Annotated in this window: 19 protein-coding genes; 7 read left to right on the top strand and 12 right to left on the bottom strand. The window is 61.0% G+C overall.

Annotated features, from left to right (window positions below; all coding sequences use genetic code 11):
* Positions 1-394 precede the first annotated feature (394 nt).
* From FPT15_RS25970 to FPT15_RS25950, 5 genes are all read right to left on the bottom strand, one after another.
* The gene (locus FPT15_RS25970) at positions 395-1,372 is read right to left on the bottom strand and encodes a D-glycerate dehydrogenase (RefSeq protein ID WP_145165684.1); all 978 of its coding nucleotides are present in this window, start codon (positions 1,370-1,372) and stop codon (positions 395-397) included.
* The gene (locus FPT15_RS25965) at positions 1,369-2,667 is read right to left on the bottom strand and encodes an MFS transporter (protein ID WP_106577856.1); all 1,299 of its coding nucleotides are present in this window, start codon (positions 2,665-2,667) and stop codon (positions 1,369-1,371) included. Before FPT15_RS25965 ends, FPT15_RS25970 begins: the two co-directional genes overlap by 4 nt.
* Positions 2,668-2,712: 45 nt before the next feature.
* A complete protein-coding gene (locus tag FPT15_RS25960; protein WP_145165683.1) occupies positions 2,713-3,654 on the bottom strand; it encodes a sugar kinase in 942 nt (313 codons plus the stop codon).
* A complete protein-coding gene (locus FPT15_RS25955; protein WP_145165682.1) occupies positions 3,647-4,429 on the bottom strand; it encodes a sugar phosphate isomerase/epimerase in 783 nt (260 codons plus the stop codon). Before FPT15_RS25955 ends, FPT15_RS25960 begins: the two co-directional genes overlap by 8 nt.
* Positions 4,430-4,515: 86 nt before the next feature.
* Positions 4,516-5,574 carry a LacI family DNA-binding transcriptional regulator gene (locus tag FPT15_RS25950; protein WP_145165681.1) on the bottom strand — a complete coding sequence of 353 codons (1,059 nt, stop codon included), beginning with the start codon at positions 5,572-5,574 and terminating at the stop codon, positions 4,516-4,518.
* 391 nt (positions 5,575-5,965) lie between these two features.
* On the opposite strand from FPT15_RS25950, the gene FPT15_RS25945 reads away from it, so the two are divergent.
* From FPT15_RS25945 to FPT15_RS25935, 3 genes are all read left to right on the top strand, one after another.
* Entirely contained in the window at positions 5,966-7,807 is a 1,842-nt protein-coding gene (locus FPT15_RS25945; protein ID WP_256676518.1) for a hypothetical protein, read from the top strand.
* Positions 7,808-7,939: 132 nt separating this feature from the next.
* Positions 7,940-10,015 carry a hypothetical protein gene (locus tag FPT15_RS25940; protein WP_145165680.1) on the top strand — a complete coding sequence of 692 codons (2,076 nt, stop codon included), beginning with the start codon at positions 7,940-7,942 and terminating at the stop codon, positions 10,013-10,015.
* 251 nt (positions 10,016-10,266) lie between these two features.
* Positions 10,267-12,549, top strand: coding sequence for an autotransporter outer membrane beta-barrel domain-containing protein (locus FPT15_RS25935; protein ID WP_369302323.1), 2,283 nt, complete (start codon positions 10,267-10,269; stop codon positions 12,547-12,549).
* Between the two features lie 72 nt (positions 12,550-12,621).
* Here the strand turns inward: FPT15_RS25935 and FPT15_RS25930 are convergent, their stop codons facing one another.
* Genes FPT15_RS25930 through FPT15_RS25920 form a run of 3 tightly spaced genes read right to left on the bottom strand, consistent with a single transcriptional unit; the run spans position 12,622 to position 17,581 of the window.
* Positions 12,622-13,263 carry a DUF1345 domain-containing protein gene (locus tag FPT15_RS25930; RefSeq protein ID WP_106577860.1) on the bottom strand — a complete coding sequence of 214 codons (642 nt, stop codon included), beginning with the start codon at positions 13,261-13,263 and terminating at the stop codon, positions 12,622-12,624.
* A 52-nt stretch (positions 13,264-13,315) separates the two neighbouring features.
* Entirely contained in the window at positions 13,316-16,405 is a 3,090-nt protein-coding gene (locus tag FPT15_RS25925; protein ID WP_145165679.1) for an efflux RND transporter permease subunit, read from the bottom strand.
* Positions 16,406-16,423: 18 nt separating this feature from the next.
* On the bottom strand, positions 16,424-17,581 hold the full coding sequence (locus FPT15_RS25920; RefSeq protein ID WP_145165678.1) for an efflux RND transporter periplasmic adaptor subunit: 1,158 nt from the start codon (positions 17,579-17,581) through the stop codon (positions 16,424-16,426).
* A 288-nt stretch (positions 17,582-17,869) separates the two neighbouring features.
* Here FPT15_RS25920 and FPT15_RS25915 point away from each other — a divergent pair, with 288 nt between their 5' ends.
* Positions 17,870-18,571 (top strand): response regulator transcription factor, encoded by a 702-nt coding sequence (locus FPT15_RS25915; protein ID WP_145165677.1) that lies wholly within the window; start codon positions 17,870-17,872, stop codon positions 18,569-18,571.
* Between the two features lie 3 nt (positions 18,572-18,574).
* On the top strand, positions 18,575-19,876 hold the full coding sequence (locus FPT15_RS25910) for an ATP-binding protein (RefSeq protein WP_145165676.1): 1,302 nt from the start codon (positions 18,575-18,577) through the stop codon (positions 19,874-19,876).
* On the opposite strand, the gene FPT15_RS25905 is transcribed toward FPT15_RS25910, so the two are convergent.
* From FPT15_RS25905 to FPT15_RS25895, 3 genes are all read right to left on the bottom strand, one after another.
* The gene (locus FPT15_RS25905) at positions 19,877-20,563 is read right to left on the bottom strand and encodes an anti-sigma factor domain-containing protein (protein WP_145165675.1); all 687 of its coding nucleotides are present in this window, start codon (positions 20,561-20,563) and stop codon (positions 19,877-19,879) included.
* A complete protein-coding gene (locus FPT15_RS25900) occupies positions 20,560-21,087 on the bottom strand; it encodes a sigma-70 family RNA polymerase sigma factor (RefSeq protein ID WP_145165686.1) in 528 nt (175 codons plus the stop codon). The genes FPT15_RS25905 and FPT15_RS25900 overlap by 4 nt, the downstream gene beginning before the upstream one ends.
* A gap of 168 nt (positions 21,088-21,255) precedes the next feature.
* A complete protein-coding gene (locus tag FPT15_RS25895; RefSeq protein WP_145165674.1) occupies positions 21,256-21,777 on the bottom strand; it encodes a DUF3455 domain-containing protein in 522 nt (173 codons plus the stop codon).
* A 138-nt stretch (positions 21,778-21,915) separates the two neighbouring features.
* Here FPT15_RS25895 and FPT15_RS25890 point away from each other — a divergent pair, with 138 nt between their 5' ends.
* Both FPT15_RS25890 and FPT15_RS25885 read left to right on the top strand, forming a co-directional pair.
* Positions 21,916-22,695 carry a class I SAM-dependent methyltransferase gene (locus FPT15_RS25890; protein WP_145165673.1) on the top strand — a complete coding sequence of 260 codons (780 nt, stop codon included), beginning with the start codon at positions 21,916-21,918 and terminating at the stop codon, positions 22,693-22,695.
* Between the two features lie 81 nt (positions 22,696-22,776).
* The gene (locus FPT15_RS25885) at positions 22,777-23,562 is read left to right on the top strand and encodes a sulfite exporter TauE/SafE family protein (protein ID WP_145165672.1); all 786 of its coding nucleotides are present in this window, start codon (positions 22,777-22,779) and stop codon (positions 23,560-23,562) included.
* Positions 23,563-24,324: 762 nt separating this feature from the next.
* Here the strand turns inward: FPT15_RS25885 and FPT15_RS25880 are convergent.
* Positions 24,325-25,563 carry an acyl-CoA dehydrogenase family protein gene (locus tag FPT15_RS25880; RefSeq protein ID WP_145165671.1) on the bottom strand — a complete coding sequence of 413 codons (1,239 nt, stop codon included), beginning with the start codon at positions 25,561-25,563 and terminating at the stop codon, positions 24,325-24,327.
* Positions 25,564-25,769: the final 206 nt, after the last annotated feature.

Below are 25,769 nucleotides of genomic sequence, written 5' to 3'. Positions count from 1 at the left end.
TTGGATGAACACGGTCAATGTGGGAGCGGGCTTGCCCGCGAATGCAGTGTGTCAGATTGCACATACGGCACTGACCCAATGCCATCGCGGGCAAGCCCGCTCCCACAGAGATTGGGTTTACACAGCAAGCTACGTTGGATGAACACGGTCAATGTGGGAGCGGGCTTGCCCGCGAATGAAGTGTGTCAGTTTGCACATTGGGCACTGACCCACCGCCATCGCGAGCAAGCCCGCTCCCACCTTTTGAAGTGCAGTGCACCAGGTAGCGGGTGTACTCGGTCACATGTGGGAGCTGGCTTGCCTGCGAAGCATCCACTGGGTACGCCTGATGTACCGAGGGGGCTGCATCGCAGGCAAGCCAGCTCCCACTTTGGGTCTGTGCAAGTCTCAGGAATCAGTGTTTCCAGGCAGCCGGGTTCACCAGGTTTTTCGGGCGGTCGCCGGCCAGCGCCGCCAGCAGGTTGTCCACTGCACATCGGGCCATCGCTTCGCGTGTTTCATGGGTCGCCGAGCCGATGTGCGGCGTGGCCACCACATTGTTCAAGCGCAACAGGGGCGAGTCGTGGTTCAACGGCTCACGCTCGAACACGTCCAGGCCCGCTGCCCGAATCGTGCGTTGCTGCAGCGCCTGAACCAGCGCCGCCTCGTCCACCACTTTGCCGCGCGAGATGTTGATAAAGACCGTCTCCGGGCCCATCAGTGCAAACTCTTCAGCGCCGATCAGCTTCTCGGTTTCGGCGGTCAGCGGCAAGGTCAGGCAGACAAAGTCAGCTTCCTTGAGCAAATCCACCAGGCTGCGGTACTGCGCGCCGAAGCGTTCTTCTACCAACGCCTTGGGCGAGTGGCTGTGGTAGATCACCGGCATGCCAAAACCAAAATGCCCGCGTTGGGCCAAGGCTTCGCCGATGCGGCCCATGCCGATGATGCCGAGGGTTTTGCCATGCACGTCGGTGCCGAAATGGGACGGGCCGATGTTCTTGCTCCATTGGCCGGCACGCACCATGTCGGCCAGTTCCACCACCCGGCGCGCGGTGGCCAGGATCAGCGCAAAACCGGTATCGGCGGTGGTTTCGGTGAGCACGTCCGGCGTGTTACTGAGCAGGATGCCGCGTTGGGTCAGGTAGTCGATGTCGTAGTTGTCGACACCCACCGAGACGCTGGCCACCGCTTCAAGGTGTGGCGCCAGGTCGAGCAGCTTGGCGTCCAGGCGCAGGCTGGCACCCAGCAGGCCCTGGGCGCGGGGCAAGGCCTCGCGCAGCTTGGCCAGGCCGGGTTCGTCGAGGGCTTCGATCAGCGTGACGTCGGCCTGCTCATGCAGGCGGGCCATCAAGGGCGCAGAGAGTTTCTTGTATAAAACGACAGACTTTTTCATCGGGTTTTCACCTTCAATCCAAGGGTCGGCATCGGCGCGCGTTCACGGTCGCTGGCGCCGGGCTTGAGGAAAATCGTCAGCACCACCGACAGCATCAGCGCACCGCTCATCAGCAGGTACGAAGCGCCAGGCGAACCGGTGGTGCTGTTGAGGTAACCCACCAGGTACGAACCGCCGAACGAGCCCAGCGCGCCCATGCTGTTGATCAGCGCCATGGCGCCGCCGGCGACGTTGGCCGGCAGGATCTCCGGCACGATGGCAAAGAACGGCCCGTAGGGCGCATACATGCAGGCGCCGGCGATGACCAGCAGGCTGTAGGACCACCAGAAGTGTTCGGCGCCCAACGCGTAGGAGGCGTAGAACGCAATGGAGGCAATCAGCAGGGGTGGCCACACAAAACGTTTACGTTTTTGCAGTTTGTCCGAGCCCCAGGACACCGCGAGCATGCCGATCACCGCCGCCAGGTAAGGCAACGCCGACAGCCAGCCGGCTTCGACCATGTCCATTTGCAGGCCGGCCTTGAGGATCGACGGCAGCCACAGCACAAAGCCGTAAACGCCGATGCTCCAGCAGAAAAACTGCAGCGCCAGGATGATCACTTTGGGCGAGCGGAAGGCCTCGGCGTAGTTCTTCACCGCCTTGATCCCGACTTGCTCGGCGGCCAGCGCGCTTTCCAGGTCTTTTTTGTGCTGCTCACTCAGCCACTTGGCGTCGGCGGGTTTTTCATCCGCCAGCTTCCACCAGATAAACGCCCAGATCACCGCCGGTATGCCTTCGATGATAAACATCCAGCGCCAGCTGAAATGCTGCACCAGATAGCCCGACACCACTGACATCCACAGCATGGTCACCGGGTTGCCGAGGATCAGGAAGGTGTTGGCGCGCGAGCGTTCGGCCCGCGTGAACCAGTGGCACAGGTACACCAGCATCGCCGGCATCACGGCGGCTTCGACCACCCCGAGCATGAAGCGAATGGCGATCAGCATGTAGGCGTTGGACACCACGCCGGTCAGGGTGGCAAGGCCGCCCCAGAGGATCAGGCTGACAAAAATCAGCTTTTTAACGCTGCGTTTTTGCGCGTAGATCGCCCCCGGCACCTGGAAGAAAAAGTAGCCGAGGAAGAACAGCGCGCCCAGCAGCGAGGACATGCCGGGGGTGATCATCAGGTCTTCGGCCATCCCGGAGGCGGCGGCGAAGCCGTAGTTGGCGCGGTCCAGGTACGCCAGGCTGTAGGTGATAAACACGATAGGCATGATGTACCACCAGCGGCGGGTGGCGAGTTTCAAGGTATCCATGGAGTTGCTCCTGAGCTTGTTGTAGTTGTGGCAACAGGGTGTAAGTCATGCAACGGATCGAGTGGGTAACTCCGCACGGGTGGGCAAACCTTCCATGTCGCCGCGGCTCTGCACGGCGCGGCTGCCGATCCAGTTGCCGCGCTGTACCGCTTCGGGGAAGCTGAGGTTTTCCAACAGGGCGCTGATCATGCCCACGGCAAAACCATCGCCGGCGCCGACGGTGTCGACGACTTTTTCCACCGGCACGGCGGCAACGAAGCCCTGGTCCATCTGGGTGCGGTAATAGGCGCCGTCCGGCCCAAGCTTGATGGCCACGGCCTCGGCGCCCTGGTCGAGGTAGAACGCGGCGATGTCGGCCGGGTCTTCAAAGCCTGTGAGCAAGCGACCTTCGCTCAAACCCGGCAAGACCCAATCCGCCATGGCGGCAAGGGCGTTGATTTCGGCGATCATCTGCGCCTGGCTGGCCCATAACGATGGGCGCAGGTTGGGGTCGAACGACACGCTGTGCCCGGCTTTGCGCATCTGTGTCATCAGCTCGCGGGACAGCTCACGGGTGGCCTCGGACAACGCCGGCGGAATGCCGGTGGCGTGCAGGTGACGCGCCTGCAGCAGCTTGGGGCTGATGGCGGCGATGGACAGGTGGCTGGCCGCCGAGCCTTTGCGGAAGTATTCCACCTGAGGGTCTGCGCCGGCCTCTTCGCGGGACTTGAACTGAAAGCCGGTGGGGTGCAGGGGATCGACCGCCACATGCCGGCAATCCAGGCCTTCCTTTTTCAGGGTGTCGACCACAAAACGCCCGAGGGAATCATTCCCCACGCGGCTCAGCCAGGCCACATTGAACCCCAGACGCGACAGGCCAATGGCGACATTGCTGTCGGCGCCGGCAATGCGTTTGTGGAACTGAGCCACCTGGGCCAGATCGCCGGTCTGCTCGGCGACAAACATCGCCATGGTTTCACCAAACGACAGGATATCGATCTCAGACATGGGCATTCTCCGCACGCGGTTGGCCAAGGACGGCGAGGGCGGCGACCTGTTGCGCGGTGACCTCGATCAGGTCATCGCCCTGCAACGGGAATTCCACGGCCCGGGTAATACCTTGGGTCATATGCTTGAGCAGTTGTTCCCACAGATGCAGGTCGGTGGCGCCGGGCGGCAGGGCCACCAGCTTGCCGTCCTGGCGCCGGGCCACGGCCTTGCAGTGCAGGTAATCCACGTGCCGACCGAGCAAACGTGCCGCGGTGAGGGCGGACTGGTCCTGCCATTGCCAGTTGCCGATGTCGAACGTCATCTTGACGGGCAGGCCCAGGCGCTCGACCTCGGTGAAGAACCGCTGCATTGGCTCTATCCGTCCGCCGTGCAGGGTCTGGTCGTTTTCCACCAGCAGTTGCACCGGGTGCCGGTTGAGCAGGGCGTGCAGGCTTTGCAGGTCGTTGGTGTCGGTGAAGTAGCCGAGGGAGACTTTCAGCCAGCGCGCGCCGAATGCCTGGGCGCGGTCGAGGGTGTCATTCAGCTCGGGGTTGGGCTGGGCGCGGCCGGCGACCCACAGTTCCAGCGGCGAGGAGTACACCGATTCCAGGCCATGCGCGGCCGCAGCCTGGGCCAGTGTGGTCGGGTGTTCGGTGGTCAGCAGTTCTTCACGCCATTCGATGCGTTGGGCGCCGGCAGCGCTCAGCACGTCGACAAAACTCAGTTGGCCCTGTTGGCGAACGAGCTCGGCGCCGTAGCTGGAAAGGCTGATGGAGACGGGGTATTTGTGCATTGTTGTTTACCTCTGAAACCGGTTTCATTTTTATACGCAAAACAGTGTGGGAGCGGGCTTGCCGGCGATGGCGGTGTGTCAGGCGACTACGGCTTCGCCTGGTAAACCGTCATCGCAGGCAAGCCAGCTCCCACAAGGGATTGTGTGGAACCACGGATGATTAATTCCGGCAAAAAATCCAGGGTGCGCGTCGGCGCGTCATCGCCGCGCAGGCGTTTGAGCAGGCAGTCGAAGGCACTGGCGCCGATCGCTTCAGTAGGCTGGGCGAGGGCGGTAATGCCATTGCCCACCAGCGGGTACCAGTCCAGATCATCCAGGGCGATCAGGCCGACATCCTCAAACAGCCGGCAGCCTGAAGCCTTGAGCGCACGGGTACAGGCCAGCGCGGCAATACCGTTGGCGCAGAACAGGGCTTTCGGGCCGGGCGTGGCAACGAAGGCTTGCAAGCGGCTTTGCAGCGCGTCGTCCAGTTCCAGCACCGCGCCGGTCAGCCCTGGGCGGCTGGCGATCTCGGCCTTGAAACTGGCCTGGCGCTCCAGGCGTGAACTGGTGCCATCGGCAGCTTCGCTGACCAGCAACACGTCGCGATAACCCTGCTGTTGCAAATGTTCGACGGCGATGCGCACCGCTGCGGCGTTGTCCAGCCCCACCAGGTCGCTGTGCAATGGCTCGACCTTGCGGTCCACCAGCACCAGCGGCATTTCCTGCTGCAGTTGCAGCAGTTGGTCAAGGTGATGGCCGAGGGTGTTCACGATCAGCCCTTCGATGTTGTACGAGCGCAGGGCTGCCAGGTGCTGGCGCTCCTGCTCGTCATCGCGGTCGGTGTTGCACACCACCAGGCTGTAGCCGTGCTTGCGGCAGGCGGTTTCGACGCCATGCATCACGGCAATGGAATAGGGGTTGCGGATATCGGCCACCAGCATGCCGATCAGGCGTGTGCGCCCACGTTTCAAACCACGGGCCATCTGGTTGGGGCGGTAGCCAAGTTCGCTGATGGCCTGTTCGATACGCTGCGCGATGGCGTCGGAGAGCAGGGCGCGGTCATCACCGATAAAGCGCGACACGCTGGCTTTGGACACACCGGCGCGCTCGGCAACGTCAAGCATGGTCACGCGGCTGCGCTGGGCGGCGGAAAATGGAGTCACGATTACGGGCCTTTCTTATTGGAGTTAGCCGTTTCACCGCCTGAGACAGGCTCTGAAACCGGTTTCATAAAATGCCAGGCGACGACTTTCGTCAAGGAATATTTAGAAATAGGCGCGTGCACAACGCTGAAAAAAACGACGAGTGGATGGGCCTACCTGTTAGTTCTGACAGTATCCGTGCGCAGGCTTTAGGCGTTTAATTTTTCCATGGCAGGCGCGAAGACCTTGCTCTCGTGACTCGCCGTGCTGAAACTTTTCCTGAGGCCGGAACATGTCAACTATCCGAAAGCCCTACACGCGTTCCCGGCCTTTAACCAAACTGGCTGTCATTGGCGACGGCTTGGATCCCGTTACGGTCCCAGGTGTTGTGACCACCGACGGCAGAGGGGTTGTGCCGCTGCAACTGCTGCTCAGCCCGTTGAAGGTGCGTATCCCCGCCTGGGAGCCGATGCCAACGCCTGCTGTCCCGGGTGACCCGGCAGATCCGGTGCATACGTGTGAACTTTGGTGGGAGAGCGATGATGGCATCAGGCTTCTCGACCGGTTCCTGATCGGGCCGCCACCACCGGATATTCCGGCGTTTTTTGAGCGTGAAATCAGCATGCTCAACCTGCGCAGCCGCACTCGAATTGCACGCCTTTACTACCCCGTCCGCAACGTCGGCGGGCAGAGCACCAGTTTGCCAGTGACGATCACGATCGACCTGGAACCGCCAAAATTGATCGCCCCGACGGACATGGCACGCTTTGTCGTGCCGCCAGAGCCGGCGATCAACGCCCAGTATTTGACCGACAATCAGCCCACGGCTTTTTACATTCCGGTCTACAACATCGGGGCGCCCAATGACCGTATTGAATTCTTTTTATCCAATTCGCCCGCGCCGCCGTTGAAGCTGGCGGACGGCGGCTCGCTGGTAAATTTCAGCACCACGCCCCCCACGGCAACCTTGAACTCAGATGCGTTTCGCGACCTGAACAATGGCCCTGGGTACCTGTTCTATCGAATTTATGACGAGACCGGCAATTTCAGCACGTTGAGCAGCGGGCTGCCTTTTGTGCTGTCCCTGGGGCTGCCCGCGCCGAGCATTCGTCCTCCGATCTACAACGATGAGTTGATCAAGCGCAATGACGCTCGCGTGGATGAAGGCGGCGGGGTGTTCGTGCGCATAGACAGCTACCCGGGCTGGTCCGCCGCGGCCAGGCATGAAGTGATTGTGTATTGGGATGACCGGCCAACCACGCGCCGCCTGGTGACGCAATTGCCATTCGACGTGGACATCCCCTGGACGGTACTCAGGGGGCCGAGTCCGGTTCTGGCGGCACAGACCGTAGCGGTGCGCTACGAAATCTACGGGCTCAACCCTTTGCCGACGTCGTCCAAGTCGCTTTCCGTCAATGTGAACCTGACGATCGCCGGCCAGGATCACGCCAATGCACCGGCATTGCTGAACCCGACGTTGGCGCCGGTGGAAATTGTGGGCCGCACAGGCACCAACACACTGGTTGATGCGGACCGAGGTTACCCCGTGCGCGTGCGAGTGCGGCTGTTTGATACGCCCCGTGTGGGGGACTCGATGAGCCTGTACTGGAATGGGGTGGGCCCGGTGGCCACCTATGCTGTGAGCGCCGCTGATAGTGCCGGTAGCTGGGTGTTTTTCAGCGATGTGCCGTGGTCCGTGATCAGTGGCGGCACTGGCGCGGTGTACGCGGTGCATTACACCACCACGAACGGCTTTAACGAGCAACGCTCTCCCGTTACCAATGTGAATACCCAGCTTGTCCCACTGCCTGCACCGCTTATACAGCACACGCTGACCAATGGTTACTTGACCTGCAGTTCGCAAACCAACCCGGTTAACGGTGTGCCCTGGTCAATGTTGAAAGATGGCGTGCGATGGTTAATAACGCCCAACCCCGCGTTACGGGTGGGCGACATGGTCAAGTTTATATGGCAAGGCTTCAATGAGAATAACTGGAGCACATTAAATACAAGCGTTGTCGTCACTCGGTCACTGTTATGGGAGACCGCACATACAGTCGCCGGTGCAGTTATTGTTCTGGATTCGTTTGATATGACGCTGCTGCCGGTGCGCAAGTACGGGTCGGCGACCGGCAGTTATGAAGTATGGCGTGAGGGTGTGAAAGTTGGCGAGTCACTCCCGGGGCGAGTCAGGGTTGATTTGACCTACGGTACAGGGCGGTATTGTTCTGCGAATGGAATCGTGTCGGATTGAATCATCGGTGTGTGTCATGTGTGCATTAGGTATTTGGCTTTTTACGGTAAGGCTTCGTGGTGGATAAACAAAGTTTATTCACTTGGCGAAGCGCATTTTGGTCTTAGCGGTTTAACTGTCCGGAGCAAGATAATGGAACTTACAAACAGACAAATCATAGATGCTTTTGTACCTAGGGCGCCCTCCGATTACACGCCCGAAAGATTTCAACTTGGCGTGTTTGCTGACCAAGTGATTGGATACACGGGGTTGCTGACGCGTGCGGCTTCAAAAGGACAGTCCACCAATTTGAATATTCCCCTGTGGGACGGCGCAAGTACCGACCCTGCGGCGATGGATGTATTAACTGTCGAGATTGCTCCGTACCTGGATCTGAGTGGTTTGGATGTAGAGGCCGAAGATGCCTATTTCGGCTCCAGCAGCACCCGGTTTCAACGCCGATTGACAAGTCAACCCGATCCAGTGCCGGTGGCAATACCGCAAGCCTATCGTCCCCCTGGTGTGTATTTGGTCAGGTACCGGGTGCTCATCGCCGACTCGGGCGTCGATAACTTTTCAGTCCCGCAGCTGCTGGTCGTCGACGAGACGTCTCCCTACGACCGCCCCCGCGTCAATCCGCCGGAACCCTCGCTGCCGGTGGGCTTGGTCGGGCCTCTGGACCTTGCCTATATTCAGAGTCAGCCAAACCAGACGGCGCTGTTTCCGATTCCCTATGATGCGCAAAACGGGTTATCCGATGGCGATTACGTCGAAATGTTTTTCGGCTCTTCGGATAAGCCTTACGCGTTTGCGCGGCCTAACCCGGAAACAAAATTCCGGATTGATCCGGCTGTGCCCCTGACGCTTCCGTTGCCGGCAAGTGTTGTCGCGGCTGAGCGCAGGGGCAACTACAGTATGCGCTACCGCCTGTTTGACGTGGCCGGCAACCCCTCCGAGCTCTCGTACAGCCTGGATCTGGCAGACCTGGCACAGGCGCCATTGCCCACCGAGTTTTCTGCGCCAACGGTTGAACTGGCAGTGCCCGGCGACGGCCTGATTGACCGTGCTGATGTGGTGTCGGGAGGCGGCGTGCGAGTGCTGGTTCCCAGCTACACGAATGCGCTGCGCCCCACCGATGAAATCGTCGTTACGCTGAGCTCAGCGTTCGCCTCAATTCCGGTCACGGTGGCGCTGGGCACTACTGCATTCCCGGTGCCAGCTCTGTTCACTGCGGCCAATGTGGATACGCTGTACGGGCCTCAAACCCCCGGCAAGAACCGGGTGCCTGTGACGGCTTCGTACGTCGTGCGTCGCGGCGCAACCACCTATCCGACGCCGCCTTTGGAAACACCGTTCGATCTTGACCTGTCTATCGTTGGGCCTGTGGGGCCGGTGATCGTGGGGCCTGGGAACTTGAATCCCAACCTGTCGCCAGTGGTGGTCCAGGCGATGCGCGCCGGGGGCACATTCGGGCCTGATAACCATCTGGAGGCTGATGACGTAAATCTGGCAGCAAGGGCTCGGATCCCATTGTGGACGACGCCCGCATTGCCCGCCGACTCACTGCCGTTCACAGTGACCTTGAATTATGGTGGCCGTCTGCAAGCGCAGAATGTCGTGACCCTGCCTGCCAGTGGGTTCGTGGATTTCACCATTCCCTTCAGTGACATCAGAAACTTGGGCGGCCCTACGCAGTTGGCGTCTTACACCATCACGTCGGCGGCCAGTGCAAACCCGAGTGTGTCGGTCAATACAACGGTGATCGTCGACTCTGTCATTTTGCGAATGGAAGCGCCGAGAGTCCTTAATAATACCGGTACGCTGAACTGCGACACGCTGAGGCCGATTAACAGTGGCAGACTGGTCATTCATATTCCAGGCTCGGATTATTTGAGCGCGGGGCAACTTATAAACGTGACGTTCGTCGGGTTCCAGAATAATACCCAGACACCACCGTCCGTGGTCACCGAGTCTCGAACTTTTACAGTGCCCGACGCCTCGGCTGCCAGTATTGGATGGGACCTTACATTTGACGTAAGTTCTACGGTCTTGTTTAACCCGATCAACGCCAACCGCTCGTTGTTGACCCAAGGTTCGGCAACAGTAACCTTTGATACTCAATATCTGGGGCAAACAGTGCCTTCGCTTCCCGCCAATTATCGTGTGCGGGGTTTCCGTCCTGGCACGGGAAGTTCCAACTATTGCGCCGGCGGCGTGGTGCCCGCTTAGTTTTAAATACAGGGGTAGTTACCAAAGAGGGGCGGCATCCTCTTTGGTACTCCCAACTTTGTATTGATTCCTTTAAAGGCGCAGAGGGCGCCATAGCCCCACAGCAGCTGTTGATTTTTATCAGATTGATTGGGAGAAATCCTACAGATTTTAAGCGAGTGCTCGTCAATCATGGCGCCGCTTAATGGGCTGGGTCCCACCAGATTTGGAACCCGCCCTATTGTTTCGTGCAGGAACTAGAGGTTCATTATATGTCGGCAGTATTTAACTTCAAACCAACACCCTTGAGCCTTGCGTTGTCAGCCCCGGCCGTCACGTTAATGTTCCTAGTGGCTCCCACTGCGCACGCGCAAACCCAAGTCATTTTGCCCAATACGTCGATATCGGCCGCTACGCCGCTTGATAACTATGTGCTGTCTGGCGGATCAAGCTTGATTGCGCACGGTGCGACGACCCGGCAGATTCAAATGGTTAACGCCGGTTTGACGCTGGAGCCGGGCAGCAAAACGTTAGATATCGAAGCCCGACTGCAATCGAAAGTGGTCGTTGATAACTCCCAGGTGACGGCGCGCCCCACGATCACCCAGGCCATTTCGGTCGCGGGTAACAGCAGTGCATTAATCACCAATAACAGTACGGTCACCAATGCCACGGGTTGGGGGGTGAGTGTCACCCGAACGACAGGCGGCACGGATGGTTCGTCCCTCACGGTAAAAGACAGCAGTGTTATCGGTGCAACTCGCGGTATTTCCGCCGCCGGCTACGGCACGGTGAACCTGGACAATGCCCGCGTCGACGCTACGGCTGCGACAGGTATAGGTTTGGTACTGCTTAATGCCGATGCTGTGGCGCGCAATAACAGCCTTATTACTGGCGGGGTGAACGGCGTCAATATGCGCATGGAGGGGGATCTGACGCGGACCAACTCCTTGATCCTGGATAATTCCGTGGTTCAGGGCAAAAGCGGCTCAGCCATCCTGGTCAATCCGCCGCTCACCAACAGCACCAAGGCTGATATCCAGGTTCTCAACGGTTCGAACCTGCTCAGCGGTAATGGTGTGCTGCTTCAAGTGGACAATAACTCCAGCGCCAACCTGTTCGTCGACAACAGCCAGTTGACCGGCGACGTGGTCATTGGCGCGGGCAGCACGGGCATGGTGCAACTCAACAACAATGCCTCGCTCACCGGCCAGTTGCGCAATGTCGAGCAACTCGATGTCAACAGCAATGCCCAGTGGGTGCTGGTGGGTGACAGCCAGGTCAATACCCTGAAAATGGGCGGCGGCAACGTAGTCTTTGGCGCCCCGGGCCAATTCTTTCAACTGAACACCAATAACCTGACCGGTAACGGCACGTTCAAAATGCACACCAACTTCAACACCGGCGAGACCGACCTGTTGAATGTCAATGGCAACGCCGAAGGCAATCACCAACTGTTGATTGGCGCCAGTGGCTCGGAGTTGGCCACCGGTGAGGCCATCAAAGTGGTACACACCGAAAGCGGCGGCGCCAGGTTCGGGTTGGTGGGCGATACCGTCGATGTCGGCGCTTTCGAATATGGGCTCAAGCAGGAAGGCACCGACTGGTACCTGGACACCGAGAAAAAGGGCACCAGTACCAGCGCCAAAGCCGTGCTGGCATTGGCCAACGCTGCACCTGCGGTACTGGTGGGTGAGTCGAGCATTTTGCGCACCCGCATGGGCGAAGTCCGCTTTGGCCAGGGCAAGAGCCAGGGCCTGTGGATGCGCGGCTACGGCAACAAGATTGACGTGGCGGCCAACAGCAACGGCGTGGGCTACTCACAGAACCAGACCGGCCTGACCATTGGTGCCGATACGGCGCTGGATGCGGGTGATGGCCAGTGGACGCTGGGGGTCATGGGCGGTTACAGCAACTCAACCCTGGGCCTGAGCCGTGGCAGCAGCGGTATGGTCAACAGCTACTACCTGGGTACCTATGCAACCTGGCTGGATGAAGAAAGCGGCGTGTACGTCGACCTGGTGGGCAAGGTCAACAAACTCAAAGGCCAAAGCCAGGTCAACATGAGCGACGGCCAACGTGCCAAAGGCAAATACACGCAAGATGCGGTGAGCGCATCTGCCGAGGTGGGCAGAAACATCAAGCTCGATGATGAGGGCCTGTATGTTGAACCGTTTGCCCAGTTGTCCATCGCCGCCATTGGCGGCGCCAACTACACCATGGACAACGGCCTGAAGGCAAAGAGCGATCGTGCTACGTCAGCCATCGGCAAAGTGGGTGTCACCCTGGGCAAAAATGTCCAGCTGGACAGCGGCAGCATTCTGCAGCCGTACCTGCGCACGGCGGCGGCGCGTGATTTCAGCCCGGACAACCGGGTGTACATCAACGATCAGAGGTTTAATAACAACCTCTCGGGCGCGAGCGTCGAGGTCGCGGGCGGTATGGCTGTTTCGTTGTCGAAAAACCTTAGCCTGCATGCCGAAGTCAGTCACAGCAAAGGCAAGGCGTACGACATGCCTTGGGGCGCAACTGCAGGGTTGCAGTACGCCTTCTAAAGTACGTGTGCACGTGAATAGGGGAAGCCTTGGCTTCCCCTTTTTTTCGCCCGTCTGATCAGCGCGCTGGGCCTAACTGAACAAGCCTGCGGCAATGTTGATCGAAAAACCCAGAATCGCCGTATTGAACAGAAACCCGATCAACGACTGGCCCAGCACCACTTTGCGCAGACCGCGCGTGGCCACGCCCACATCGGCTGTTTGCACCGCCACGCCGATGGTGAACGAGAAGTACAGGAAGTCCCAATAGTTGGGGTTGCGCAAGCCTTCGGCAAAACGCAATGCCGGCTCCTCGCCCTCCCAGGTGTAGAAAAGGCGCGCGTAGTGCACGCTGAAAATCACCCCGGTCAACAACCATGAGCCGACCACGGTCATGCCGGTAAAGCCGTAGTGCAGCAGGCGCGCTGTGCTGTCGAGGTCTTTGCTGCCCACCAGGTTCACCGTGATGGTCGCAAGGCTGGCAATTGCCGCGATGCACACCATGAACAGCACCAGCCCGGCGTTTTCGTCTTCAATCTCGGCGATGCGTTTTACGTCGTCGGCGCGAGCACGGGTCGCCAGCCACAGCATCAGCAGCAGGTAGGTCCAGACGCCGGCGTTCCAGCCGATGAGGATTTTGCTGATCAGCGTATCGGCAGGCGCCAGAATGCCCACGGCAAGGCCGAGTACGGCGGCGGATGAAAGGCGAGGGTGGGTGCGGGCGAGGAAGGCCATAGGTGCTCACAACAAGAGAGGTTGTGAGCACCATAGCGCATTTTCGGACGGGTTATGGACGCTTGCGCACCCACTTCATGACGACCACAAAGAACACCGGCACAAACACCACTGCCAGTGTTGCGGTGATCATCCCGCCGATCACCCCGGTGCCAATGGCTTGCTGGCTGGCGGAGCTGGCGCCAGTGGCAATCGCCAGGGGCACCACGCCGAGGATAAACGCCAGCGACGTCATGATGATCGGCCGCAAACGCAGGCGCGCGGCTTTCAAGGTGGCGTCGATCAGGTCCTCGCCTTGCTCATACAAGTCCTTGGCGAATTCGATGATCAGGATCGCGTTCTTCGCCGACAAGCCGATGATGGTGATCAAGCCGACCTTGAAAAACACATCGTTAGGCATGCCGCGCAAACTCACCGCCAATACCGCGCCGAGCACGCCCAGCGGCACCACCAGCAACACCGAGGTCGGGATCGACCAACTTTCATACAGCGCCGCCAGGCACAGGAACACGATCAGCAGCGACAGGCCCAACAGCAACGGCGCCTGGGAGCCGGACAAACGCTCCTGCAGCGACAAGCCGGTCCATTCCTGGCCCAGCCCTGCGGGCAGTTGGCTGACCAGGCGCTGGATTTCTTGCATGGCTTCACCCGTGCTGTGCCCTGGCGCCGCTTCGCCGCTGATGGCGATGGCGGGGTAGCCGTTGTAGCGGGTCAGCTGCGCCGGGCCCTGGGTCCATTTGGCTTCGACAAATGCCGATAACGGCACCATCTTGCCGGTGTTGTTACGCACATTGATCTTCAACAAATCCGCCACCTGGCTGCGCTGATCGCCTTCGGCCTGCACCACCACCCGTTGCATACGGCCCTGATTGGGGAAGTCGTTGATGTAGGCCGAGCCGATGGCTGAAGACAACACATTACCGACGTCAGCAAAGGAAACCCCCAGTGCATTGGCCTGCTTGCGGTCCACTTCCAACTGCACTTGCGGCGCCTCGGCCAGGGCGCTTTCACGCACGTTGGCCAGGATCGGGTTTTTCTCGGCGGCCGCCAGCAGCTCAGTACGCGCCGCCATCAAGGCGGCATGGCCGACACCGCCACGGTCCTGCAACCGGAACTCGAAACCACTGGAGGTGCCCAGGCCATCTACCGGCGGTGGCAGAATCGCATAGGCAATCGCATCCTTGAGCTCGCTGAACGCGGCGTTGGCGCGGTCGGCAATTGCCGCCGCCGAATCGTCGCTGCTGCGTTTGGACCAGTCCTTGAGCGTGGTGAACGCCAGCGCCGCGTTCTGCCCGGAGCCAGAGAAACTGAAGCCCATGATCATGGTGGTATCGCCCACCCCAGGCTCCTGGGCGTTATGCGCCTCGATCTGCTCGGCCACCTGCACCGTGCGGTTCTTGCTCGCACCCGGTGGCAGCTGGATGTCGGTGATGGTGTAACCCTGATCTTCCACCGGCAGGAACGAGGAGGGCAGGCGGCTGAACATCCAGCCCAGGCCCACCAGCAGCACCAGATAGATCAGCAGGTAACGGCCGCTGCGTTTGAGGGCGTAGGCCACCCAGCCTTCATAACGGTCGGTCAGGTGTTCAAAACGCGTATTGAACCAACCGAAAAAACCGCGCTTGGCGTGGTGCTCGCCCTTGGCAATCGGCTTGAGCAACGTGGCGCACAGGGCCGGGGTCAGGGTCAAAGCCAGGAACGCCGAGAACAGAATCGAGGTGGCCATCGACAGCGAAAACTGCTGGTAAATCACGCCCACCGAGCCCGGCATAAAGGCCATCGGCAGGAACACCGCGACCAGCACCAAGGTGATGCCGACGATGGCCCCGGTGATCTGGCCCATGGCTTTGCGCGTAGCCTCCTTGGGCGACAGGCCCTCGGTGGCCATGATGCGCTCGACGTTTTCGACCACCACAATCGCATCGTCCACCAGAATGCCGATGGCCAACACCATGCCGAACATGGTCAGCACGTTGATCGAAAACCCCAGCAACAGCATGGTGGCGAACGTGCCCATCAGCGCGATTGGCACCACCAGCGTCGGGATCAGCGTGTAGCGCACGTTCTGCAGGAACAGGAACATCACCGCAAACACCAGCGCCATGGCTTCCAGCAAGGTGTAAACCACCTTGGTGATCGAGACTTTGACGAAGGGCGAGGTGTCGTACGGGATCTTGTACTCCACATTGGCCGGGAAGTAGCGCGACAGCTCGCCCATCTTCGCCCGCACCAGCGTTGCGGTGCTCAGCGCGTTGGCACCTGGCGACAGCTGCACACTGACGGCGGTGGACGGCTTGCCGTTCAGGCGCGTGGAAAACTGATATTCCTGGCTGCCGATTTCCACCCGCGCCACATCGCCGATGCGCACGGTGGAGCCGTCCGGGTTGGCCTTGAGCACGATGTCGGCGAACTCCGCCGGCGTCGACAGCTGGCCTTTGACCAGAATGGCGGCGGTGATTTCCTGGGTGCTGGTGCCCGGCAAATCACCGATGCTGCCCGCCGAGACCTGCGCATTCTGTGCGCTGATCGCGGCGTTGACGTCGGCGGGCGTGAGGTTGAAGCCAATCAGTTTCTGCGGGTCGATCCAGATACGCATCGCACGCTCGGCGCCATACAGCTGCGCCTTGCCCACGCCCTCGATGCGCTTGAGCTCGTTCATCACGTTGCGCGCCAGGTAATCGCTGAGCGCCACGTCATCGAGCTTGCCGTCGTTGGAGGTCAATGTCACCAGCAGCAGGAACCCGGCGGAGACTTTCTCCACCTGCAACCCTTGCTGGGTCACGGCTTGCGGCAAGCGCGGCTCTACCGCCTTCAGACGGTTTTGCACATCGACCTGGGCCATTTCCGGGTCGGTGCCCGGCTGGAACGTCGCGGTGATGGTCGCCGAGCCCAGGCTGCTTTGGGACTCGAAATACAGCAGGTGATCGGCGCCGTTGAGCTCCTGCTCGATCAGGCTGACGACGCTTTCGTCCAGGGTCTGGGCCGAGGCGCCCGGGTACACCGCGTAGATTTCCACCTTCGGCGGCGCGACGTTGGGGTACTGGGCCACCGGCAGCTGCGGGATCGCAAGCGCGCCGGCCAGCAAGATAAACAGGGCAACCACCCAGGCGAAGATCGGGCGGTCAATAAAGAACTGCGGCATTGTCAGGTATTCCTTTGCTTAGCGGACCGAGGCCTGGGCATTCGGCGCAGGGCTGTCGTCCACTTCGACTTTTTCACCGGGGCGTGCGTGTTGCAGGCCTTCGACGATGATGCGGTCACCGGGCTTGAGGCCGTTGCTGACGATCCAGCGATCCTCGATCACTGCGCCAAGCTCCACCGGTTGCTGGCTGACGACCTGTTCGGCGTCCAGCAAGAGCACCATCGGGATGCCGGCGCTGTCGCGGGTAATGGCGCGTTGCGGCACGCTGATGCCTTGTTTGTCCACCGCCTGTTCCAGGCGCACGCGTACAAAGCTGCCGGGCAACAGGTCGAGGTCCGGGTTGGGGAACTCGCTGCGCAGGATGATCTGCCCGGTGCCGGGGTCGACGCTGATTTCGGCAAACAGCAATTTGCCTGGCAGCGGGTACAGGCTGCCGTCGTCCTCGATCAGCGTGGCTTTGGCCTGGTCCTGGCCGACCTGCTTCAAGCTGCCGGCACGGAAGGCACGGCGCAGGTCGTTCAACTCGCGGGTGGACTGGGTCAGGTCGGCGTGGATCGGGTCCAGTTGCTGGATGATCGCCAGCGGCGTGGCTTCGTTTTGCCCGACCAGCGCGCCCTCGGTGACCAACGCGCGGCCGATGCGCCCGGAAATCGGCGCGGTCACGGTGGCGTAGCCCAGGTTGAGTTTGGCGCGCTCGACGGCGGCTTTGTTGGCGGCGACTTCGGCATTGGTCTGGCGCACGGCGGCGCGGGCATTGTCGTAATCCTGGCCGCTGATCGCGTTGCCTTCGACCAACTGGCTGTAGCGCTGCTCCTGCAGACGCGCCTGGAAAGCGTTGGCCTGCGCCTTGCTCAGGTTGGCCTGGGCGCTGTCCAGGTCGGCTTTGAACGGGGCCGGGTCGATGCGAAACAGCACGTCGCCCTGTTTCACGTCGTGACCTTCCTTGAACACGCGCTGCACGACCACACCGGCCACCCGCGCACGCACTTCGGCAATACGCGGCGCGGCGATCCGCCCGCTCAGTTCACTGGTGATCGACAGGGGCTTGGCCTGCAGGGTCTCGATGCGCACTTTGGCCAGGGGCATTTGCGGCGCCTCGTCCGCCGACTGGCCACATGCGCTCAGGGCGAGCGCCAGGGCCAGCAGGCAAAACGGCGCAAACAGATTCTTCGACATGCTCATATCCCAATATTGACTGGCGCATCCTAAAGACACCTGCGCCGTGGTGCTGTGAAGCTGTGTAGCTCGTCTGTGAAGAAATGTAAGGTGCGACCCATAGTCGCCTGAGGCCGTATATCCTTGCACAATCCTGCAAACAGCAAAGATCACATGTGGGAGGGGGCTTGCCCCTAATGGCGGTGGATCAGCCAATAAATCTATCCACTGAACCACCGCTTTCGCGAGCAAGCCCGCTCCCACATTGGGTTTCTGTACACCTGATGAACTGCATTATTTGGAAACACCATGCCCAACATCCTCCTGGTGGAAGACGACGCCGCACTCTCCGAGCTGATTGCCAGCTACCTGGAGCGCAATGGCTACCATGTCAGCGTGCTCAGCCGTGGCGACCACGTACGCGAACGCGCGCGCCTCAACCCGCCGGACCTGGTGATCCTCGACCTGATGTTGCCCGGCCTCGATGGCCTGCAGGTGTGCCGCTTGCTGCGCGCAGACTCGGCGGGTTTGCCGATCCTGATGCTCACTGCGCGCGACGACAGTCACGACCAGGTGCTGGGCCTGGAAATGGGCGCCGACGACTATGTCACCAAACCTTGCGAGCCGCGCGTGCTGCTCGCCCGTGTGCGCACCTTGCTGCGCCGCAGCAGCCTGTCCGAACCTCAGGCGGCCAACGACCAGATCGTCATGGGCAACCTGTGCATCGACCTGTCGGAGCGCACCGTGAGCTGGCGCGAGCAGGCTGTGGAGCTGTCCAGCGGTGAATACAACCTGCTGGTGGTGCTGGCCCGGCACGCCGGTGAAGTGCTCAGCCGCGACCAGATCCTGCAGCGCCTGCGTGGTATCGAGTTCAACGGCACCGACCGCTCGGTGGACGTGGCCATCTCCAAGCTGCGCCGCAAGTTCGACGATCACGCGGGCGAGGCGCGCAAGATCAAAACCGTGTGGGGCAAGGGGTACCTGTTCAGCCGTTCCGAGTGGGAATGCTGATCCATGTTTCGTGTCCTGCTGCGCCTCTACCTGATCACCATCATCACCTTCAGTGCGGCAATCTTCCTGATTCCGCGGTTGGTGATCCAGCTGTTCGAACACCGTTACATGGACTACAACGTCGAGCAGACCCGTGGCCTGCAGACGCTCATCGTCAAACAATACCTGCGCGCGCCGGTTGAGCGCTGGTCCCAGGTGACCGAGCAATTGGGCCGCGACTTCGCGCCGCTGAAAGTCAAACTGCTGTTACGCCAGGACGCCAGCTACACGCCCGCCGAAGAAAAGCTGCTGGAGCAGGGCAAGCCGGTGATCCGCCTTGGCGAATGGGGCTGGATGGAAGAAATCAGTTCGCCGGTCAACCAGCAGTTTGCGGTCAAGCTGACGATTCCCCCTGACCCGATGGACATGAACCTGCTGTACTGGTCGATGAACGTGCTGATCGGCGCCGCGCTGCTGGCTTGCCTGCTGTTCTGGCTGCGCCCGCACTGGCGTGACTTGGAGCGCCTGAAAAGCACCGCCGCACAACTGGGCAAGGGCAACCTGGGCGAGCGCACGCAGATTCCGCCCAGTTCCAACATTGGCAGCCTGGCGTCGGTGTTCGACACCATGGCCGACGATATCGAGCGCCTGCTCAATCAGCAGCGCGACCTGCTCAATGCGGTCTCCCATGAACTGCGCACGCCGCTGACCCGCCTGGATTTCGGCCTGGCGCTGGCGTTGTCCGAAGACTTGCCCCAAGCCAGCCGCGAGCGCCTGCAAAGCCTGGTGGCGCACATTCGTGAGCTGGACGAGCTGGTGCTGGAATTGCTGTCCTACAGCCGTCTGCAAAAACCGGCGCAACTGCCGGAGCGAGTCGACGTGGTGCTCGACGAGTTTGTCGACAGCGTGCTGGGCAGCGTCGATGACGAGCTGGAAAACCCCGAGATTGTCATCGACGTGGCGCTTGATTGCGCGGTGGAGCGCTTCAGCCTCGACCCGCGCCTCACCGCCCGCGCGCTGCAAAACTTGTTGCGCAATGCCACGCGCTATTGCGACAAGCGCATTCAGGTGGGCGTCAAGGTGTGTGCCAAGGGTTGTGAGATCTGGGTGGATGACGATGGCATCGGCATTCCGGTAGACCAGCGTGAGCGGATCTTCGAACCTTTCTATCGCCTGGACCGCAGCCGCGACCGCGCCACCGGAGGCTTCGGCCTCGGCCTGGCCATCAGCCGGCGCGCGATGGAGGCCCAGGGCGGCACGTTGACGGCCCAGGCGTCACCCTTGGGCGGGGCACGGTTCCGGCTGTGGTTGCCCAGCGTCGGCTGATCAGAGCACCTTGACGGCGCGGCCGATCGCCTGGATCGGCCCGGTGGGTTTGCCGGTCGGCGAGCCATTCGGGTCTTCCAGGGTCAGCTCGAACAATTGGTTGGGCGCCAGTGGCGGCAGTTTGTCCAGCGGCACCGACAGCGTCTGGCCTGGCTTGACCAACCCCAGCGACACCGGGCCTTGCCAGCCATCCGCCTTGGTCCAGAACTGCAGCGCCTTGTCGGCAGGCACTTGCATCACACCCAATGGAATCAACTGGATCTGTTGAGTATTGCTGGCCTGGATCACCCAGCCCGGAGCCTGGCTTTGCGGCGCCACCAATACCACCACAAAAGTGGGTTCTGCAGTGGGCGGGCGGGTCAGCAGCAGCGTCGCCAGTACCCACGTCGCCACCAGCCCCGCGCCGGCCAAACCGCGCCATAGCGCCAGCAGGTTCCACCACGGTGTGTGCAGGTCGGCGCGGGTGTCGGCAGGCGTGACGGTCCGCTCGATGCGCCGCCACAGCTGGGCAGAAGGGGGTACCGGTTCGGCCAATGCGGTCAGCGGCAAAAGGCGCTGCTCCCATGCGTCCACCGCCGCGCGCAACTCGGCATCCTCGGATAAGCGTTGCTCAACCTCGGCGCGTTGCGCGGCGGGCAGGGTGCCCAGCACGTATTCGCCAGCCAGTTCGTCCAGAGGGTTGCTCATGCCATGCACTCCCGCAGCGCAGCGAGGCTGCGTTTGATCCAGGCTTTGACGGTCCCCAGTGGGGTGTTCAGTTTCTGTGCGATTTGGCTGTGGGAATAGCCGTCGACGTAGGCATGCAGGATGCACGCGCGACGGGCCGGGTCGAGCTGCTCCAGGCAGGCGTGGACCTGCCCCGAGCGCGAAGCGAATTCAACGGTGTCGGTTGTGGCGATGTGCTCGTGCGCGTCGCCCAGGGGTAATTCGCGGTAGTGATTGCGTACGGCATTGAGCGCCAGGTGCCGGGTCACGCTGAACACCCAGCCACGCGCCGAGCCGCGGCTGGGGTCGAAACTGCCGGAGCCCCGCCAGATCCTGATAAACGCGTCATGCACGATGTCTTCGGCCAGGGATTTGTCCCTGGCAATGCGAAAAGCCACGCCGAGCAAACGGCTGCTGTCCTGCTCATAGAGCTGGCGCAAGGCGCGTTGATCCCCACGGGCGCAGGCCAGTAGACAGGTTTCGTAATCAAAATCGGCGTCAGGCAAGGCCACGTGTTTCCACCATTGTCATAACAATCGCCACCGCGCTGCAGGGAGCCGGCATGCCGGCGAAAACGGGCACGGGCGCAGCGTAAACCCAGGTGCCCTGCGTCATCGTTGACGACCCTCGCCGGCAAGCCGGCCCTTACAGGGGCAGCGTAGCCGAGTTTGTTCTCAGTTGGCCGCCCAGAAGATGTAGTCGGCCTGGTACTTCACCACTGCCTGCGTGCCTTTGTTGGCAGCGCTGCACTCGGTGCTCGGCGCCACGCCACCCTTGAGCGCCACGCGCTGGATATAACTCACACCGCTCATTGCGCCTTTGCCTTCGGCCGGGTTGGCCTTGACCAATTGGTACGGCAGGTTGCCCGCACTGGACGGCGCCACGGCCAACTGCGTGCCGGTGATTTTCGAACCGTCCTGGGCTTCCCATGTAGCCGGTGGTCCGAAATAGGTGCCCACTGGCTTGCCACTGCGGTCATTCAACACCGCCTTGGGGCCGACGAACGTCCACTCGGTCTGGCCGGGGGCGTTAGCTTTGTCGCGGCATTCGTAGGTGATTTCGCCGACGCCTGTGGTCTCCAGCGCCACCTTGTGCCCATCCGGCACCTTGATGCTGTCGGGCAGGCCGGTCTGGGCGAAAGCCATTGGCGCGGCGGCCAGCAGGGCGGTCAGGCAGAACAGTGCTTTAGCGTTCATCGGTGTTTCTCCATTGAGTAAAACAGCGGGGTCACTGTAAGCACTACCCAGGCCGCGCTCGATTGGATGCAGTGATTAGAAAATAAATGCACAAGGGCGCACACTGTGCCCCCCGCTTTACCCGAGGAGAGATTGGCAATGACTGGTGTTCACACGTCTGCTCAACAGGGTTTCTCTACCCAGGCCGCCACTTACGCCCAAGGCCGGCCCGACTATCCACGACAACTCACCGGCTGGCTCACTGATGCGCTGCACATCGATGCGCAATCGACGGTAATCGACCTGGGCGCCGGTACCGGCAAGTTCACCCGTTTGCTCAGCACCCTGGCGCCAACGCTGGTGGCGGTCGAGCCGGTCGAAGCGATGGGCGCGCAGCTCAATAAACTGTTACCCGATGTGCGCTTGGTCAATGGCACCGCCGAATCCATTCCCCTGGAAACCGCCGTCGCCGAGGCGGTGGTCTGTGCGCAGGCGTTCCATTGGTTTTCTACCGAAGCCGCGCTGGCAGAAATCCACCGTGTGCTCAAACCCGATGGGCGCCTGGGGTTGGTGTGGAATGTGCGCGATGAATCGGTGGATTGGGTCGCCGCCATCACCGACATCATCACCCCTTATGAGGGCGACACGCCGCGCTTTCATACAGGCCGCTGGCGCGAAGCCTTCACCGGCGAGTATTTTTCCGCACCCGAAATGACCTGCTTTGCCTATCAGCATGTCGGCAGCCCTCAGGAGGTGATCATGGATCGCTTCCTGTCGGTGAGCTTTATCGCGGCGCTGCCCGCCGCCGAGAAAGCCCGCGTGACTGCGCAATTGCAGGCACTGATCGACACGCATCCTGCCTTGCGGGGGCGTGACACTGTGGCGTTTCCGTATCAGACGCAGGCCTACGTCTGTCAACGGCTGACACAAAAGGCATAAAGTCAGATCATATTGATATAAGTCGTTATAAGAAAAATCGCTATCCTGCGGCCAGAAATTTATAAGGCCGCGGGTAGTTGTATGGATGTGGGTAACTTTGGTTTTGTCATCGCCGGCCTGGTGGTTGGTTTTATCGTCGGCATGACCGGTGTCGGTGGGGGGTCTTTGATGACCCCGATCCTGTTGTGGTTCGGCATCAACCCGGCGACCGCCGTGGGCACGGACTTGTTGTACGCGGCCATCACCAAGTCGGGTGGCGTGCTGGTGCACAGCAAGAACAAGAATATCGACTGGACCATTACGGGTTGGCTGACCTTGGGCAGTGTGCCTGCGGTGCTGCTGACCCTGTGGTTCCTTGCCAGTCTGCACACCGACCCCAGCGCCATGAACGCGGTGATCAAGCAGGCGCTTGGTGTGGTGTTGTTGCTGACGGCGCTGGCGATTCTGTTCAAGAAAAGCCTGCTGGCTTTTGCACAGCGGCATGCGGGTGATGACTATCACATGAGCTCGCGCAACTTGAACCTGTTGACGGTGGTGACCGGTGCGATCCTTGGCACCATGGTTGCCCTGACGTCCATCGGCGCGGGTGCGCTTGGGACCGTGGCGCTGTTTATTCTGTACCCGTTTCTGGCGACGCGTCGGCTGGTGGGTACCGAGATTGCCCATGCTGTGCCGCTGACGCTGGTTGCGGGCCTGGGGCACGCGAGCATGGGGAATATGGATTGGCATTTGCTGGGCTTTTTGCTGATGGGGTCGTTGCCGGGGATTTACCTGGGGAGTCACATGACCGGTAAGGTTCCTGATGGTGTGTTGCGGCCTTGTCTGGCGGTTATGTTGATGACTATTGGCTATAAGTTGGCGTTCTGATGTTTTCAGGTTTCTGAGTGGGGTGAGTACATATCCGTTGCTGCGGTAACGGCGGCTGGCGGTTCCGCTCTTACAGCGGGTCACTTTTGGCAAAATCACAGCAACACACCTCTATCTGATGCACAGACACCCAAATGTGGGAGCGGGCTTGCCCGCGAATGCGGTGGTTCAGTCAGCCCATGTGTCACTGGCACACCGCCTTCGCGAGCAAGCCCGCTCCCACCTTTGACCGAGTACAAACGACACCCACCTACCTGACGCACAGAGATCCAAATGTGGGAGCGGGCTTGCCCGCGAATGCGGTGGTTCAGTCAGCTCATGTGTCACTGGCAGGCCGCCTTCGCGAGCAAGCCCGCTCCCACAAGTTGACCGAGTGAAGATGCCAGCACCTCACTGCTTGGCTTTTCTGTGGGAGCTGGCTTGCCTGCGATGCAGGCACCTCTGTGTATCATTGACACCCAGTAGATGCCATCGCAGGCAAGCCAGCTCCCACATTTGATTGAGTTCAGCTTCAAGGGTCAGGTCGGCTGTCGGGCAGCCTCGCTTCCGCTTTTGATCTAACCACTCAGGTCGGCTACCAGGCCGCCGTGCTCTGCTTTTGATCTCAGGCATACCGAAGCGTGAGCGAGGTGCCGAGTGCTGGGGCAAGAGCCCTTTGGTTACTTTGGGGCTTTTCCAGAGTGACCCGCCGTAAGGGCGGAACCTATCTCAGCCGTCACCCAAACAACGGATATACCCCCTAACCCTGATCGATCAGAAAGCCTATCCCTTGGCCGGCCCATTCCCGATTTGCCACACAAACGGCGGCTCAGTGCCGTTAATCACCCAGTCCCCCACAATCCGCGCCTTGTAGATCACCGGATTATGCGACGACACCGTACGGGCATTGCGCCAGTGGCGATCAAGCGCTTTACCCTGGCGCACATCCGACGCCCCCAGCGCATTGAACAACTCCGTGGTGGCCCGCTGCACCAGCGCCGACACCACCACCTGCGCCGTCGCCGATTCAATCTCGGCCGCCACATTCGCCTCCCGCTCGGCCACCTCATCCCCGGCAAACCGCGCCAGGTACGCCTGTTGCGCCGGCACCGCAGCCTTCAACGCACTGGCCTCGGCGGCATACACCAGCGCCGCCACTTCACCCACCACTTGTTGAACCTGCGCATCCTGGCTGACATGCGCGGCATTGCCGTGGCTGTAAATGCGTTTGCGACTGCGCACCTGATGAGCCACGTCGCTGAGTGCCGCACGGCCAATCCCGGCCAGGCTCGCCAGCAACACCAGCTGATAAAACGCGGTCTGGTACTTGAACCGGGTGGCAAAGTCGATGACGTTTTCCGCGTCCACCACAGCATCGGTAAAACGGCTGGTGCCACTGCCCGTGGTGCGCTGGCCAAAGCCGTCCCAGTCATCGCTTTGCACCACGCCAGGCTGGCGCGTGCGGGTGGCGGCGATCACATCGGCGCCGGTATCGCTGCGCTGGGCGTACACGTCGATCCAGTCGGAGAAAAGGCTGCCGGTGCTGTAGAACTTTTCACCGTTGAGTTTCCATTTATCGCCGTCGGGGCTCACCTGAGTGACCACCTCGCCGATGGCCACGTTGCCGATTTCGGTCCAGGCGCAGCCGACGATGTCGCCCTCGACAAAGCGCTTGAACCACAGGTCGCGGCCAGCGCTGGGTGGCGCATTCAGACGGTCCTCGGCGAAGGCGAAATGCCCGCGCAACGCCTGGGGCACATTCGAATCGGCGGCGGCCAGCTCGATCAGCAACTCGAACAACTGCGGCAGCGACGCGCCGCCGCCGCCGTATTCCACCGGCACCCGCACGGCGCCAAAGCCGGCCTGCTTGAGCCATTGGATCGGTTCATAGGGCAGGGCGCGGGTCTGTTCGCGCGCTACCGCACCTGCGGCAATGCGCTGGAAGATCGGCCGAAAACGCGCGGCCAACGTGGGGTAATCGACACCTGTGGACAGCGGGTTGATGACGTGTTGTTCGCTCATGGGGGGCAGCTCCTTGGCAGTATCAGTCCTTGGGTGATTGCACAGTTCGTGCCGATGGCTGCAGCCCGTGTTTGCAGGGGATGAAAGCCATCCACTGTTGCTCCGGCAACAGCAGATCGACAAATCGGTGTAATCCATGACATTGGCGGCTCAGCCCTGCGAGATGGGGATTTTTACCGCGACGCCCATGGCCAGGGCGTTTGCAC

Source organism: Pseudomonas sp. RGB (assembly GCF_007713445.1).
Lineage (GTDB): Bacteria > Pseudomonadota > Gammaproteobacteria > Pseudomonadales > Pseudomonadaceae > Aquipseudomonas.
This window is presented reverse-complemented; position numbering and strand designations above follow the sequence as displayed.

What these genes read in the sequence shown, in the direction of transcription:
- FPT15_RS25970 (WP_145165684.1), bottom strand. Translation starts at nt 1,372, where the DNA reads ATGAAAAAGTCTGTCGTTTTATACAAGAAACTCTCTGCGCCCTTGATG.
- FPT15_RS25965 (WP_106577856.1), bottom strand. Translation starts at nt 2,667, where the DNA reads ATGGATACCTTGAAACTCGCCACCCGCCGCTGGTGGTACATCATGCCT.
- FPT15_RS25960 (WP_145165683.1), bottom strand. Translation starts at nt 3,654, where the DNA reads ATGTCTGAGATCGATATCCTGTCGTTTGGTGAAACCATGGCGATGTTT.
- FPT15_RS25955 (WP_145165682.1), bottom strand. Translation starts at nt 4,429, where the DNA reads ATGCACAAATACCCCGTCTCCATCAGCCTTTCCAGCTACGGCGCCGAG.
- FPT15_RS25940 (WP_145165680.1), top strand. Translation starts at nt 7,940, where the DNA reads ATGGAACTTACAAACAGACAAATCATAGATGCTTTTGTACCTAGGGCG.
- FPT15_RS25935 (WP_369302323.1), top strand. Translation starts at nt 10,267, where the DNA reads ATGTCGGCAGTATTTAACTTCAAACCAACACCCTTGAGCCTTGCGTTG.
- FPT15_RS25930 (WP_106577860.1), bottom strand. Translation starts at nt 13,263, where the DNA reads ATGGCCTTCCTCGCCCGCACCCACCCTCGCCTTTCATCCGCCGCCGTA.
- FPT15_RS25925 (WP_145165679.1), bottom strand. Translation starts at nt 16,405, where the DNA reads ATGCCGCAGTTCTTTATTGACCGCCCGATCTTCGCCTGGGTGGTTGCC.
- FPT15_RS25920 (WP_145165678.1), bottom strand. Translation starts at nt 17,581, where the DNA reads ATGTCGAAGAATCTGTTTGCGCCGTTTTGCCTGCTGGCCCTGGCGCTC.
- FPT15_RS25915 (WP_145165677.1), top strand. Translation starts at nt 17,870, where the DNA reads ATGCCCAACATCCTCCTGGTGGAAGACGACGCCGCACTCTCCGAGCTG.
- FPT15_RS25910 (WP_145165676.1), top strand. Translation starts at nt 18,575, where the DNA reads ATGTTTCGTGTCCTGCTGCGCCTCTACCTGATCACCATCATCACCTTC.
- FPT15_RS25905 (WP_145165675.1), bottom strand. Translation starts at nt 20,563, where the DNA reads ATGAGCAACCCTCTGGACGAACTGGCTGGCGAATACGTGCTGGGCACC.
- FPT15_RS25895 (WP_145165674.1), bottom strand. Translation starts at nt 21,777, where the DNA reads ATGAACGCTAAAGCACTGTTCTGCCTGACCGCCCTGCTGGCCGCCGCG.
- FPT15_RS25890 (WP_145165673.1), top strand. Translation starts at nt 21,916, where the DNA reads ATGACTGGTGTTCACACGTCTGCTCAACAGGGTTTCTCTACCCAGGCC.
- FPT15_RS25885 (WP_145165672.1), top strand. Translation starts at nt 22,777, where the DNA reads ATGGATGTGGGTAACTTTGGTTTTGTCATCGCCGGCCTGGTGGTTGGT.
- FPT15_RS25880 (WP_145165671.1), bottom strand. Translation starts at nt 25,563, where the DNA reads ATGAGCGAACAACACGTCATCAACCCGCTGTCCACAGGTGTCGATTAC.